The 13,862-nt window shown below is 57.5% G+C and carries 15 protein-coding genes; 3 read left to right on the top strand and 12 right to left on the bottom strand.

Translation table 11 applies throughout. The annotated features are described in order from the left end of the window. Window positions 1-101: 101 nt before the first annotated feature. Window positions 102-572 carry a hypothetical protein gene (locus K2F33_RS09400; protein WP_263881515.1) on the top strand — a complete coding sequence of 157 codons (471 nt, stop codon included), beginning with the start codon at window positions 102-104 and terminating at the stop codon, window positions 570-572. Between the two features lie 25 nt (window positions 573-597). On the opposite strand, the gene K2F33_RS09395 is transcribed toward K2F33_RS09400, so the two are convergent. The 3 genes from K2F33_RS09395 to K2F33_RS09385 all read right to left on the bottom strand — a co-directional run bounded on the left by K2F33_RS09395 (window position 598) and on the right by K2F33_RS09385 (window position 3,821). Continuing rightward, the gene (locus K2F33_RS09395; RefSeq protein ID WP_263881514.1) at window positions 598-2,226 is read right to left on the bottom strand and encodes an NAD(P)H-hydrate dehydratase; all 1,629 of its coding nucleotides are present in this window, start codon (window positions 2,224-2,226) and stop codon (window positions 598-600) included. Between the two features lie 160 nt (window positions 2,227-2,386). Continuing rightward, window positions 2,387-3,019 carry an NAD(P)-dependent oxidoreductase gene (locus K2F33_RS09390; RefSeq protein WP_263882325.1) on the bottom strand — a complete coding sequence of 211 codons (633 nt, stop codon included), beginning with the start codon at window positions 3,017-3,019 and terminating at the stop codon, window positions 2,387-2,389. Between the two features lie 79 nt (window positions 3,020-3,098). Beyond that, entirely contained in the window at window positions 3,099-3,821 is a 723-nt protein-coding gene (locus K2F33_RS09385; RefSeq protein WP_089549134.1) for a DUF421 domain-containing protein, read from the bottom strand. A 174-nt stretch (window positions 3,822-3,995) separates the two neighbouring features. On the opposite strand from K2F33_RS09385, the gene K2F33_RS09380 reads away from it, so the two are divergent. After that, on the top strand, window positions 3,996-4,646 hold the full coding sequence (locus K2F33_RS09380; RefSeq protein ID WP_145138500.1) for an MgtC/SapB family protein: 651 nt from the start codon (window positions 3,996-3,998) through the stop codon (window positions 4,644-4,646). Between the two features lie 417 nt (window positions 4,647-5,063). Continuing rightward, window positions 5,064-5,927, top strand: a complete 864-nt coding sequence (locus K2F33_RS09375; RefSeq protein ID WP_076172810.1) for a hypothetical protein — start codon at window positions 5,064-5,066, stop codon at window positions 5,925-5,927. 236 nt (window positions 5,928-6,163) lie between these two features. Here K2F33_RS09375 and K2F33_RS09370 read toward each other — a convergent pair whose 3' ends face one another. The 9 genes from K2F33_RS09370 to K2F33_RS09330 form a co-directional block, all read right to left on the bottom strand. After that, window positions 6,164-6,382: a YezD family protein gene (locus tag K2F33_RS09370; RefSeq protein WP_076172809.1), complete on the bottom strand. Its 219-nt coding sequence runs from the start codon at window positions 6,380-6,382 to the stop codon at window positions 6,164-6,166. A gap of 125 nt (window positions 6,383-6,507) precedes the next feature. Further along, window positions 6,508-7,368, bottom strand: a complete 861-nt coding sequence (gene cysW, locus K2F33_RS09365) for a sulfate ABC transporter permease subunit CysW (protein WP_089549136.1) — start codon at window positions 7,366-7,368, stop codon at window positions 6,508-6,510. 74 nt (window positions 7,369-7,442) lie between these two features. Continuing rightward, window positions 7,443-8,276, bottom strand: coding sequence for a sulfate ABC transporter permease subunit CysT (cysT, locus tag K2F33_RS09360; protein ID WP_076172807.1), 834 nt, complete (start codon window positions 8,274-8,276; stop codon window positions 7,443-7,445). 41 nt (window positions 8,277-8,317) lie between these two features. Next, on the bottom strand, window positions 8,318-9,442 hold the full coding sequence (locus tag K2F33_RS09355; RefSeq protein WP_089549137.1) for a sulfate ABC transporter substrate-binding protein: 1,125 nt from the start codon (window positions 9,440-9,442) through the stop codon (window positions 8,318-8,320). A gap of 278 nt (window positions 9,443-9,720) precedes the next feature. Next, the gene (locus K2F33_RS09350) at window positions 9,721-9,909 is read right to left on the bottom strand and encodes a hypothetical protein (RefSeq protein WP_076172805.1); all 189 of its coding nucleotides are present in this window, start codon (window positions 9,907-9,909) and stop codon (window positions 9,721-9,723) included. Between the two features lie 128 nt (window positions 9,910-10,037). Continuing rightward, window positions 10,038-11,096, bottom strand: a complete 1,059-nt coding sequence (locus K2F33_RS09345) for a lactonase family protein (protein WP_306433700.1) — start codon at window positions 11,094-11,096, stop codon at window positions 10,038-10,040. A 215-nt stretch (window positions 11,097-11,311) separates the two neighbouring features. Then, window positions 11,312-11,722: a DUF4395 domain-containing protein gene (locus tag K2F33_RS09340; protein ID WP_076172803.1), complete on the bottom strand. Its 411-nt coding sequence runs from the start codon at window positions 11,720-11,722 to the stop codon at window positions 11,312-11,314. A gap of 187 nt (window positions 11,723-11,909) precedes the next feature. Continuing rightward, complete coding sequence (locus K2F33_RS09335) at window positions 11,910-13,307, bottom strand: DUF4179 domain-containing protein (protein ID WP_263881513.1); 1,398 nt, start codon at window positions 13,305-13,307, stop codon at window positions 11,910-11,912. Further along, complete coding sequence (locus tag K2F33_RS09330; protein WP_263881512.1) at window positions 13,300-13,824, bottom strand: RNA polymerase sigma factor; 525 nt, start codon at window positions 13,822-13,824, stop codon at window positions 13,300-13,302. Before K2F33_RS09330 ends, K2F33_RS09335 begins: the two co-directional genes overlap by 8 nt. Window positions 13,825-13,862 lie beyond the last annotated feature (38 nt).

The raw sequence follows: 13,862 nt of genomic DNA, 5'->3' as shown, positions 1-13,862 counted from the left end.
TAAAAACCTCTGCCGTCTGCAGGTGACATTCCCAGTCACCTTTGCTCCGGCATCCGATTATGCTGTACTACGTACTATGGAATCACAAGGAGAGAAACTTGATGAATTCAGACCGCTCCCCCTTTATCTCATCCAGGCTCAAATCGGGGCTGTACGCCCTGAACAAGCTCGCATCGGCCGGCTTGACGCTGCTCCTGCTGGTGATACTCTCCGGCATGATGCCCCTTCAGGATCAGCTTCCTCTGGCATCGGACACCGATCTGCCCATTCCCTTGTCCTACTGGGTCTACGGTTATGCGATGACCGCCTCCATTCTGGCGGATTTTGTGCTGTACGTGCTGCCTCCCCTGTCCAGGGACAAACAAATCTCGATCTACGCGGCGGCCGGTTTTTTGTGCTTCTATGCGCTGTATGTACATGACGCCGCAGGAACGGACCATATCGCCTCCACGGTGGCGGGCATGTGTACGGTGCTGCTGTTTTACATCGGGAAAAAGCTGTTTGTGCGCGATTCGCTCATCACGCTGATTTTCGCCCTACTGGTTCCCCTGCTCTGCTGGGGCTTTCTATAGCGGCTGCTTTTGCCGCTCAAGCCGGCTACAGCGCTTCGATGATATCGCCCGCCACGAGGGATGCCGGATGGGCGCGGCGCCAAGCCGCCGCTTCGCCGGCCAGTCCGTGCAGGTACACGCCGAACGCGGCCGCCTGCGGACCGCTTGCGCCCTGGGCCAGCAGCCCGGCGATGATGCCAGTCAGCACGTCGCCGGCGCCCCCGGTCGCCATGCCCGGGCTGCCGGTCGCGTTCACGAACGCATCGCCGTCCGGCGTGGCGATGACCGTCCGTGCGCCCTTGAGCACCAGCGTCACCCGGTGCGCCTTGGCGTATTCGGACGCCAGGCGAATCCGGTCACGCTGCACCTCGGCGGTGGACAAGCCGGCCAGCCGCGCCATTTCGCCGGGATGGGGTGTCAGCACCGTGTCCGCCTGGCGCGGCTTCCACGCGTCCGGGTCGTCGCTGGCGGCCAGCATGTTGAGCGCGTCGGCGTCGACGACCATCGGGCATGCCGCCTCCTCCCAGAGCGTGCGCAGCCAGCGTCCGTCGCCCTCGAAGCGCCCCAGCCCGGGGCCGACGGCGAGCACATCGCGCCCAGCCAGCAGCTCGAGCACGCGGGCGGCGGAGGCCTCGTGCCAGTCGGCGGCGGTCGCCGAGGCGAGCATGACCTCCGGCGCGGCGCCCGCCATATGCGGCAGCAGCGGACCGGGCAGCGCCCAGGTGACGAGGCCGCTGCCGGCGCGCAGGGCCGCCCGCGAGCAGAGCAGGCCCGCGCCGCTCATCGGCAGGCTGCCCGCCGCTACAAGCACGTGGCCGTACGTGCCTTTATGGCCGTCCGGCGAGCGGCGGCGCGCCGTATCGACCCCAAGCTGCGTGCGCAGCACCTCCTCCGTCAGCAGGAACGTGCTGACGTTCTGCTGCGCGCACAGCAGCGCGGGGATGCCGATGGCGCGCACCACGATCTCCCCGGCGTCTTCCGCGCCGGGAAACTGCGCCAGGCCTCGCTTCAGGAACGCGAGGCATACGGTCCGCCGTGCACGGATGCAGGGATCGTGCACGGCCCCCGTGTCGGCGTCCAGCCCGCTCGGGATGTCCGCCGACACGATGTCCCTGCCGCTGCCGTTCGCCGCGGCAATCAGCTCGGCGTAGGCGCCGCGCGGCGCACCGCGGCTGCCGGTGCCGAGCAGGGCATCCACGATGCCCGTGCAGGCGGTGAAGTCCACGTCGTCCCGGCCGTGGACGAGCAACGGGATGCCCAATGCGCGGGCCGCGTCCCGCTGCAGCGCTGCCTCGCCGTTGAGACTGCCGGGCTCTACGGCGTACACGATCGTGACGCGCATGCCCGCTTCACGCAAGTACCGCGCCGCGACCAGGCCGTCCCCGCCGTTGTTGCCCTTGCCGGCAAGGACGAGCCAATGTTCGCGCTCCGGTTCCTCCAGCCGGAGCGCGGCATCTCCTTGCACCGCCGGCACAAGATCGCCCGGGCTTCCATTCTTGGACTCGGCGCCTTTCCGGCTGCCGCCGCTTGCATCACGGCGCTCCCGGCACCACCGGATCACCTCCTCCGCGATGGCTCTGCCGGCGTTCTCCATCAGCGCTACCGCCGGGATGCCGACCTCCTCGATCGTTCGGCGATCCAGCTCTCTCATTTCGTCGGATGTCACGATATACATCTGCCGTCTCCTCCTTATATGAAACAACCCCACAGATGTGGGGTTGTCTTCGATGTCATCCAGCTGTTTTAAAGGGACCCTCGTATTGTTCAATTCTAAGGCAGCCTCCGCCCGGATGCTTAATATAGAAGCAGCCCGTCCGCGGAGAACCGTCACTAACCTAGTAAGCTACCGTAAACCGGGTGCGGACGAAATACGGGTCTTCCATTTCGTCGATCAGGGCAGCGGCCAGATCTTCGACCGAAATCCGGCTGCTGCCCATCTCATCGGTGATGAGCATGTCCATGCCGATCCGGAAGTTGCCGGTGCGCCGTCCGGTTTCCAGCACCGCCGCCGGGCTGAGATAGCTGTAATCCAGATCTGACAGTCTGTAAATATCGTATGCATCCGCATGCGCCCTGGCCAGCGGCACCAGCTCCTGCGGAAATTCCGGCGTATCCATCAGCAGCGTATCCGGTCCAGTCTTCAGGCTGCCCGCCCCGCCGACGATGAGCAGCCGCTTCACGCCGGCACGCTGTACGCCCTCGATGAGCGAACGCGCGGCTTCCAGCAGCTCCTGCTCCTCGCCAAACGTCGGACCGTACGCGCTGATGACCGCGTCCTGCCCCTCGCATACGCTGGCCACCGATGCAGGGTCCAGAATGTTTCCGGTCACCACGTTCAGCCGTTCATGCTCCTCGGTCAGCTTGGCGGGATCCCGCACGACAGCCGTGACTCCGTGCCCGCGCTTCAGCGCTTCACGAACGATGGCTTTTCCGACCTGTCCACTGGCTCCAAATATCGTAATATGCATTGCATTGATCGTTTCCATAGGTTATTGTCTCCTTCGCTGTTATGCCTGTTATTATTCTACATGACCTGTCTTCCGCATGCTATCCTTCCGCTTTTTGCAGCCGTCCGCTCTCCGTCTGCCCTTCCCGGTTATGCTGCAAAATGTATAATCCTTTCCCTTCCTCCCATTCGACATAGGCCAGCTTGCCGGGATCGCTGAAGCCTTTTTCCTTCAGCATGGCCGCCAGCCAATTCCGGTCTCTGCCGATCTGCTGCAATTTGTCGTCGTTATAATCCCCATCCTCCAGCAGATTATAGGTCAGGCCGGATGGATCCGTATCCAGATCCAGATCCTGTTTTTGGACCGCCTCAAAATCCGCGTTCTTCAGAACGCTGAGCGAGCCGTTCGTTTCAAAGATGGCATAAGCAACCTCGCGCAGGGAAAAAATATCCTTTTGACGCAGCATCATGCGCAGCTGCTCAAAATCCAGCCGGTTCTTTTTCATTTCCCGCATATCCACTTTCCCGTTGTGTATTAATATGGAAGGCGTACCCTCCAAAGGCCCCCTGGTTCGGCGTGCATACTGGGTGACTTTTTCAAATAAATACGATAGGATGAACCAAACCGCCAGTCCGAACAGGAGCTGGCCATAGTGGACGTCCTTCTGGTATACCGTATTCCCCACCAGCTCGCTCAGCATAAGCGAGGAGACGAAGTCGAAGGGGGTCAGCTGGGAAATTTCCTTTTTCCCGAGAATCCGGGTCATCAGCCACAAGCCGATGAATCCCGTAATTAATTTTATGGTGATCATGCCATAATCCATAACCTCCGCCTCCCGTGTCTCATCGTTTGCTCAATACTTACCCAATTCAGGGCGGGGCTGAAAATCCCGATTGGCATCCGCGGGCGGAATGGGTAATGTTACCTGGGGAGCAGTACCTTAGGGACGGTGGATGGTTGCAAAAACATTTGTAGCATGGAGAGGAGCTGTTGTCATATGATTGGTGAATTTATCGTCCGGCTGGCCGTGGCCGGTCTGCTTGGAGCCGTAATCGGCCTTGAGCGGGAGCTGAGGGCCAAGGAGGCGGGGCTGCGCACCCACTTTCTCGTTGCGGTTGGAAGCGCATTAATTATGCTGGTATCCAAGTACGGTTTCTTCGACATTATGGACCACGACCACGTGGCGCTCGACCCGAGCCGGGTCGCCGCCCAAGCCGTCAGCGGCATCGGCTTTTTAGGTGCTGGCATGATCATTATCGAGCGGAAAAGCGTGCGCGGCCTGACGACCGCGGCCGGCGTGTGGGCTACATCCGGCATCGGCCTGACCATCGGCTCGGGCATGTATGCCGCCGGGATCAGCGCCACGATTCTCGTCATGATCGGCCTGGAGCTGCTGAGCATATTCAAAACCGGCAAAGCGCTCAGCATTTCATTTGAGCTGGACGACAAGGAGTCCGTGAAGCCGATTCTAGAGCGCCTGTCGGCGCGTAAAATCGCAGTGACCTCCTACCAGCTCGAACAAGACCCGAGCGACAGCAGCCTGTATCACCTGAACATCAAGGCCAGGGCCAAGCATAACGGGACGCTGCAGGACCTGCTGCGGGAGCTCGATGAGCTGCCCCATATATTATCCGCAAACCTCGAGTAGCGCAGGTTAACCTGTTGAAATCCCGGAAAGGTTATGCAATAGTAAGAAAAACGGCTATTGATGAAACTTCACAGGAGACAGACCACATTTAGCGGAAGCTTTTCTTGCGATCATTGAATTTTATTTCGCTTCGCCTAAAGTTTGAAATTCCATGATCTAAAGAAAAACGGCTATTGATGAAACTTCACAGGAGACAGACCACATTTAGCGGAAGCTTTTCTTGCGATCATTGAATTTTTCTTGCTTCGCCTAAAGTTTGAAATTCCATGATCTAAAGAAAAACAGCTGTTGATGCAAATCCACAGGAGACAGACCACGTTTAGCGGAAGTTTTTCTTGCGATCATTGAATCATTCAGCTTCACCTTTGAAATTCCTGATCTTGATAAAATAATAATGAATGAAGGGAGGTGGCGCTGTTGTCCCTTGCTCTACAGGCCGGCCTTGACCGGCTGACCGGAACGGAGTCGAATTTGATCGTAGCTGGGCTCGCGGTCATCGTCTTCCTCTGGCTGTACATCCGCACATCCCGTTCCTTGAGGGCCGAGGCCGCCGCACGGCTGGAGCTGCTGCAGCGCACCCTTGCCCTGTACAGCCGGGCGCAGGGCGTCCTTGGCGAAGAAGTGGAAGCCGCCCATGTCGGCGCCCAGGAGCCGGACCAGCTTGTCCAGCTGCTCCAGGAATGCAAGGCGGCCCCGCTGATGACTCCGGAGCTGCTGGACATGATCGATGCTTACATACGCGAACGGGATTTCTCCCGGCTCCTGATGCTGCAGAAAATGCTGGACCGGGAAATCCACCGGCGGATTCATGAACAATCGGTGCTGATCCGCAAAATAGACAATCCCGGCTGGGGCACCAGCTTCTGGAGAATGATCCGTCCGGCGGTTCCTTTCGCCGCTCTGGTCCTCACCCTGTATTGGTTCATCCAGCTGTATAACGGCTTTCAGGACAGCGGCGCCGCCGCCTTGTCGTGGACAAGCCTTGAGCTGTGGACGCGGCTCATTTCATGCCTCGCGGCCACGCTCTTCCTGTACTGGGTCATCATGGATACCCGAAGGGATACGCCGGGCATTCTGTACCGGCTGCTCGCCTTGATCATCGCCGCGGTGGCGCTTCTGCATCTGCTCGGTTTGACCGCGGCACCTTACATACTGGCCGTCCAGGTGGTGCTGTTCCTGTTCGGCTTTAACCTGAACCCCAAGCCCAGCCGCCGGAACCGGCCCTATGCTGGCCACCGCGAAGTAACCCAAGACAACGAGGAGAATCCGAAGGATCGCTGAGTCTCCACAGCCTGCGTCCTGCGGCCCTTCCCCCTCGTTCCTCTTGTGGAATAGAGTTGGCGCTTCTTCCGTTGGAAGTTTTTCTTGCGAGATCAGGAAGCAGAAGCTCCGAAACTTATACTTTCTGATCTCTTAAAAAATAACCCCGCTGTCCTGCCCCCTTCCACGATGGAAGGCAAGGCATTCAGCGGGGTTATTTATTGTCCGTTCGTCATGCTGACGGGGGGCGTTCGCGGCTAGCGCAGCCCGGATTCCCTTCCGGTCCTCCGCTCGGCTCTTGCTGCCGCCTTCACGGAGCTGCCCGGCGTGTTCTCGAACCGTTTGCGTTCCGTCCGCTCCATCTGCACGATCTGTCCCTCATGCACAACGATGTGAAGCGAACCGAATTCCATATCGTTCAGCTGACTCGCAATACGTTCCTTCCATACTTCATCAACGATAAGAGGTTTTGCCACAATTGACGCCTCCTTTAGTTCCTGGATTTTAAGGAATATGAGCCATTGGGGATGAATGTAATAATAATCCTTCTTTTCCAACCAAATTAGTATGGTTTAACATTATCACGCGGGTAAAATCGCTGTCAATGAGCATTTTTCCACGACAGCCAACTTTTAAAAAGAAGAGTGACCAGCGCCAGCAGCAGGAGCAGCGACGCCACCGCAAACGACGCCGAGAATTGGTATTCGTTATACAAAATTTCAACATGCAGCGGCAGCGTATTCGTCTGTCCGCGGATATGCCCGGAGACGACCGACACCGCCCCGAATTCCCCCATAGCGCGGGCGTTGCACAGGATCATCCCGTACAGGAGGCCCCATTTGATATTCGGCAGGGTCACCCTGGTAAATACATGCCAGCCGCGTGCGCCCAGCGTTACGGCCGCCTCCTCCTCTTGGGTGCCCTGGTCCTCCATCAGCGGGATTAATTCCCTCGCCACGAAGGGAAAGGTCACGAACAGCGTTGCCAGGATGATGCCCGGCACGGCATAGATGATTTTGATATCGTGGTCGCTCAGCCAGGGGCCGAACCAGCCGTTCGCCCCAAACACGAGCACGAAGATCAGCCCTCCGATGACGGGCGACACCGCAAAGGGCAGGTCGATCAGCGTGATCAGTGCCCCTTTGCCGCGAAACTTGAATTTAGTAATGGCCCAGGCCGCGGCGATGCCGAACACCGTGTTCAGCGGAACGGTCACCAGCGCAACGATGAGCGTCAGTTTCAGAGCGGACAGCGCATCTGGATCGGCGAGAGCTGCGACGTACACATCCCATCCCTTCTTGAGCGCCTCGGTGAGGACGATGAGCAGCGGCAGCACGATCAGCCACAGCATCGCCAGCCCGGCCGCCGCGATTAGCAGCCATTTCACCCAGGCCGCTTCTGTCGTGGCCGGCGAGGCCTGGGCACTCGTTTGAACGGAAGTCATGGGCACGGTACCTGCCATAGGGAAGCCCTCCTTTTCTTAGTGACACTTGAGCATAGGGTATAGTACGGGCCAGGTTAAACCCTGGCGGAGCATTAACGCACCGAGCGCCGTGTCCACCGCTGCAGTGAATTGATGACGAGCAGCAGCAAAAACGAGATCAGCAGCAGCAGGATCGCTACGGCGGCGGCGCCGGCATAATCGTACTGCTCCAGCTTTGACATGATGAGCAGCGGGGCGATCTCGGTCTTCATCGGCATATTGCCGGAAATGAATACGACCGAGCCGTATTCCCCGATGCCGCGTGCGAACGCCAGGGCAAAGCCCGTCAGGAGCGGCGGAATCAGCTCCGGCAAAATGATGGTCCGAAACGTCCGGAATCGCTTCGCCCCGAGCGTGGCGGCTGCTTCTTCAGCGTCCCGCTCCGCGTCCTGCAGCACAGGCTGCACGGTCCGCACAACGAACGGAATGCCGATGAACATCAGCGCGATCGTAATGCCAAGCTGCGTAAAGGCCACCTTGATGCCCAGCGGCTCCAGCAGCGAGCCGATCCAGCCGTTTTGCGAGTAGAGCGCAGTCAGGGCGACCCCCGCTACCGCGGTCGGAAGCGCAAAGGGCAGGTCGATCAGCGCGTCAAACAGCCTTTTACCGGGAAACTCGTAACGCACCAGCACCCAAGCGATCAGCAGCCCCAGGATCGAGTCGATCAGGGCGGCCGCCGCCGAGGTCAAAAAGCTGATCTTGTAAGAGGCCAGCACCCGCGGGTCGGTAGCCACATGCCAAAATTTGTCCCAGCTCAGCCCTGTGGAATTTAGGAGGAGCGCCGACAGCGGGATCAGCACCACCAAGCTCAAATACAGCACGCTGTATCCCAGCGTCAGCCCAAAACCCGGCAGCACCCTCCGCCGGGCTGCATTCACTTGACTCATGACCGTTCATCCTTTCCTGCCTTCGGCCTTGTGTGCGCCGATCAGCTGCCAGGCGTATAAATTTGATCGAAAATGCCTCCGTCGCTAAAATGCTTCTGCTGCGTCTCATCCCATGTTCCGAACACATCCTGCAGCGTAAACAGATTGATGTCGTGGAATTTGTCCTTGAACTTCTCCTTGACGCTATCCAGTGTCGGCCGGTAGAAGTTTTCCGCGGCGATCGTTTGGCCTTCCTCCGAGTACAGGTACTTCAGGTAAGCTTCGGCTACCTCGCGGGTTCCGCGCTTATCCACGACTTTGTCAACGACGGCGACCGGCGGTTCGGCAAGGATGCTGACCGACGGATAGACGATGTCGAATTTGTCCGGACCCAGCTCCTTGACCGACAGCATGGCCTCGTTCTCCCAGGCAAGCAGCACGTCGCCGATGCCGCGCTCTACGAAGGTTGTCGTCGCTCCGCGGGCGCCGGTGTCGAGCACGGGTACGTGCTTGAACAGTTCCTTGACGAACTCCTGCGCTTTGGCCTCGTCGTTATTGTTTTGCTTCAAGGCGTAGCCCCACGCCGCCAGGTAATTCCAGCGGGCGCCGCCCGATGTCTTCGGATTCGGCGTGATGACCTCCACGTCGCCTTTGATCAGATCGCCCCAATCCTTGATGTTCTTCGGGTTTCCCTTTTTTACCAGAAACACGATCGTCGAGCTGTACGGCGTGCTGTTGTGCTCAAATTTGCTTTCCCAGCCTTCGTTGATCAGACCTTTCTTCTGAATCGCATCGATGTCATAGCCGAGTGCCAACGTGACTACATCCGCTTCGAGTCCGTCGATAACGGAACGGCTTTGCGCCCCCGAGCCCCCATGCGACTGCTTAATTGTGACCTTCTGGCCCTTTTCTTTTTCCCAATAGGCCGCAAACGCCTTGTTGTAGTTCTCGTACAGCTCCCGTGTCGGGTCGTAGGAGACGTTCAGCAGTTCAACCGGTTTGGCCGAGCTGTCCGCCTGCGCCTCCGTGCTTTTCCCTTCGGTGGTGCCCCCCGCCTCTTTGTCCGTACTTCCGCTGCCGCTGCCGCTTCCATTTCCGCAGGCTGCCAGCGCAGCAGCCAGCAGCAGGGCCAGCCCTGCGCTCACTCCCCGCCTTACGATTTGTTTTCTTCTCCATACGTGTACCATATGACCCACTCCCCAGTGATAAAATGTACGGCCTGACCATGATTCATCGTGAAATTCTCGGTTTGGCCGGTGTTCGCCAAGCAAAAAAGGACAGAGGAAAATCCGGCACAGCCTGCAGACAAAACGGTCATGAATTGACCTGTCTGCTCCTGTTCCAGAGGTTCCTCCGTCCGTACGGTGAGAACTGCAATTTGTAATTATTCCTACCTGATTAGTATGTTATATGGGTATATTGTAGTGAGCCGAAACGTACCTGTCAAACCTTTTTTTCACAAAAATCAATTTCTCTTTCTGGACCTGAACGCCAGGTTCGTGACGGTGCCGACCACCAGACTGACCAGCATTGCGGATACCGCGAGACTGGCCACAACGGCAGCATAATGGGCCGGCGGGACGATATTGATGATCCCCAGACCAAAAACGAGGACAAACACAATCGCGTAATCGAGCCATCGGAACTTCCTCATCCTATCCCCTCTCATCGCTCCGTCATATCGGAAATGTGCAATGGAGCCTAACCCCAATGTATCACAACAAAAAAACCAGGGGAACCATAAAATGGAACCCTGGTTTTGGTTGTTAAGAAATTAGCCTGCTATTCGCCCTTCACCCACTGCTGAATGCATACCGGCTTCGGCAGCTCCAGCGCAAAGCCGGTCGGGGTCAATCGCCCGGAATCCGAATCGATTTTGTACGACAGCATATTGCCTTTGTTCTGGTTTGCCGCTACAAGGTATCCCGAAATGATCGCGAAATTGCGCGGAAACTCGCCGCCCGTCGACACCCAATCCACCGGGGTCAGCTCACCGGTCGACTCGTTGATATGGAACAGGACGATGCTGTCATCTCCCCGGTTGGACCCGTACAGGAAACGCCCGCAAGGGGAAATATGGATGTCGGCGCAGAAGCTCTCCCCGGTAAAATCCGCTGGCAGCGTAGATACGTTCTGCAGCACTTTCAATTCCCCGGCCTGCCCGTTATAGGCAAACACCGTTACCGTATTGTCGAGCTCGTTAATACCGTACGCCCACTTGCCGGACGGATGAAAATCAAAGTGCCGCGGTCCCGCTCCAGGCGTCGTTTTTACTTCCCCATGGGTCACCAGCTTGCCGTCTTCCAGGCGGTAGAGCACGATTTCATCCAGCCCCAGGTCGCAGACCAGCACAAGCCGGCCTTCCGGATCCTGAAAAATCGAGTGCGGATGCGGCCCCTCCTGCCGGTCGTCCCGGATGCTGCGCCCGCTGTGCTTGACGATGGAGCTCATCTCCGCCAGCCCGCCGGTTTCGCCGATCCGGAACACATTGATATGCCCGCTGGAATAATTGGACACCATCGCAAACTGCCCGTCCCGGGTCAAGGAGACATAGCAGGGGTCCGCCCCTTCCGTCGGCATCCGGTCCAGCAGATGCAGCTCGCCGGTTTCGTTGTCGATCGAATAGGCGAAGATTTCGCCGCTTCCCGTTTCGCTCACCGCATACAGCCGGTCCCCCGCCGCGTTCAGCGTCAGATACGAGGGATTGGCAATGCCGGGCAGGCCGTTCACGACGGCCATCTCTCCGGTTTCCGTGTCGAGGGAACAGAGGAAAATCCCCTTTTCCGCCTCAGGGGCGTATGTACCTGTATAGAAGAAGCTTTTATTTTCCGGGTTCACCATTCACCACTCCTTGTCCATTCAAAAATAGGATCCTCATCTGAATTAATTATAGATTCATTTCTGTTGTTCATTCTATATATTACCCTATTTTATTCTCGGCGACTGCCTGCGGCTGATGAAGAAGAGGCGCAGCAAAAAGGCGCTCCTGCGAGCGCCTGATGGTATGGAAATGAACGGACCGGCGGGCGGCCACTTTCCCTGTATATTAAACCCGTTTATGAATGAATCCGTCTTCTCGCCTTAAACTGCTTGTATTGAAAGTACACCGTACAGCCGATGCAGTAACCGCACAGCGCTACAAATGCCGCCAGAAACAGCATCGCCGCAAAAATATACCCGAACACCGGCAGCTGTAGCGCAAAAAAGAGCAGCGACAGTGTCAGGAACAGCACGGCCAGCACATTGTTGAACCGCTGCAATTCCAGTGCCTGAGTCGGTTTGCCTTGGACACGCAGAAACGGTTTGGCCAGGAGCACGAACGCATTTTTTCCTGTTAGCAGCCCAAGCACCTGAATGATCCATAGTGCCAGCAAAATGTACGGCTGGTTGAACACGGCGGTCAGGATCACAAACAGCACGATGCCGGTCTGATTCGCTTTGACATAGGGTTCCGGAATTTCCTTCATCGGGGTTCACCGTCCTTTAAAGAAGAGATTGGGGTCTTTGACCTTACTATAGAATATTAATCCGATGAGTACAATAGGAATAAAATGCGATGTGGTTCACGTAATTAATCTTTTATAATCTAAAACGTTTACCGACTCCAATGAAAAAAGGCCCTGCGTCGCGGCAGAGCCCTTCTCATCGTGAAGCTTACTTGATCTCGATTTTAAAATCCTGCAGGATTAATCCGCCGGGATAATCACTCAGGTCAAAAGTCAGCGGCTGGGCGTACTGGCGAGCCGGAATATCAAAATAATATTCGCTCCACTCCCCGTTACTGTGCCACTGTTCGTGGATTTCCCCATCCCGCGGAAGGTAATAAGCAGCCCCCGTCGCATCCTTAAAACCGATCTTTGGTCGTGCTACGTAAGCTAGACCTTGCAATGGGGTTTGGATCGCGGTACGTATTCGGATAAAGCTGCCTGACCGTTCGATGCTCTTAAGCTGCAGGCGGCTGTCCGGAGCTTGAATCAATGTCTTCTTCTCGGTGTTGATCACCATCTTCATTTCGCCTTCAAACGCCGTTTCCAGCCCTTTTCCTGTTAAAATGAGCGGATCGCCGCGCTGGTATTCTGGCGCCAGGTAACCCAATTTCCACCCCTCTCCGTTCGAAGCCATCGTAACGAGGTTATACGCGGTGTACCCTCCCTTCCGGTTGTTATACAACATCAGCCCATTTATTCTCTCTGCACGCTTATCGTTAGACGGATCGGCCAGTAAGGAAACCTCCAGCTGCTGAACGGCCTGCTTCACGGTCGTCACCTTGATTTTCTGTCCGTCGAAGTTCAGTGTCCGGTTGACATCAATGTCCCGCTCCAGAACAGCCAGCCGATTGACCTTGACCGGGATCTTTACTTCCAGCCACTCGTCTTGGGGGATCCGACTCCCTTCGTTCCGCCAGCGACCGGCCAAATAAAACTCGGACGGCAGCGTTTCGCCTAAGGGAAGATCAAAAATGATCATGTCGTGATAGATCCCGCCCTCTTCCGTAACACCTTTTAACTGCTGTGAGCCTGCCTTGAACTGGACGGCGTTCAATGGATCATATCCAAGAGTGAACAGCCTTGGCGAATCCGGCGTAATCCGCTCCCCGGCATCGCTGCGGGACGTATAGAACAGGACGACATGGTTCAGGTCCGTCAGCATGCCGTCCACCGTAACCTGGTACCCACCATAGGAAGCCGTCCGCGCGACCGCCTGGTATTTCCCGTCGTCCAGCGCTTCCCGCAAAATCCCCCGGTCCCCGGCCAGCTGCTCGACATAATCGGGGACCTCTTCCCTGCCCAATAGCTTGGCCGCCAAGCCGCTCACCTCGGAAGGGTTGTAGGCCTGCGGAAATGCGATCCCAATCCCAAGTATCACCGCTGCCGCCACCGCCCCAATGAAAAACGCGGATCGGCGCATGATCGTCCGGCTGCGCCTGATCCGCTTGCCGCGGTTCAGGCCGGCCGCCACTGCTTCCTCCAGCAGCGGCTCAGGGATCCGCCGGCTCGCAATGGCCGCGGACTGAAAGTACTGCTCCAGCAGACGCTCCTTTTCCTCACCCATGAAACAACTCGCCTCCCGTCTCCATTTTTCCCCGCAGCTGCTTAAGACCTTGATGCAGCCATGTTTTCACTGTGCCCTCCGGCCGGTCCAGCACCCGGGCTATTTCGGTTAAGGTCATGTCCTCATAATATTTCAGCATCAACACGTGCCTGTACTTCGGTTTCATACGGTCCAGTGCACGCTCCAGATCGATTTTGCTGTCGCTGATCATTTCGTTCGACCGGATGTCCGCATGGTCCGGAAGCGGCTGCACCCTCTTCTTGCGCTTCTGCTCATCCACGCAGCAGTTGATCAGGATCCGGATCAGCCACGGGATAAACGCTCCCGGATCCTTCAGCTTTCCGCACTTGATCCAGGCCCGGCATACCGCTTCCTGCACCGCTTCAAGCGCATCCTGCTCATGATGCAGATAGCTGTAGGCAATGCCATACAAGCGCCTCTGCTGCCCGGACACCAGGATGTGAAAAGCCCGCTCGTCTCCGCGGCATGCTGCGGCGGCCAGCTCGGTTTGTTCCATCGTCAGACCCCTTTCCCTCTCCCCTTCGTTGGCCCTGC

Origin of the sequence: Paenibacillus sp. PSB04 (assembly GCF_025809195.1) — a bacterium.
GTDB classification, from domain to species: Bacteria; Bacillota; Bacilli; order Paenibacillales; family Paenibacillaceae; genus Paenibacillus_AQ; species Paenibacillus_AQ favisporus.
This window is presented reverse-complemented; position numbering and strand designations above follow the sequence as displayed.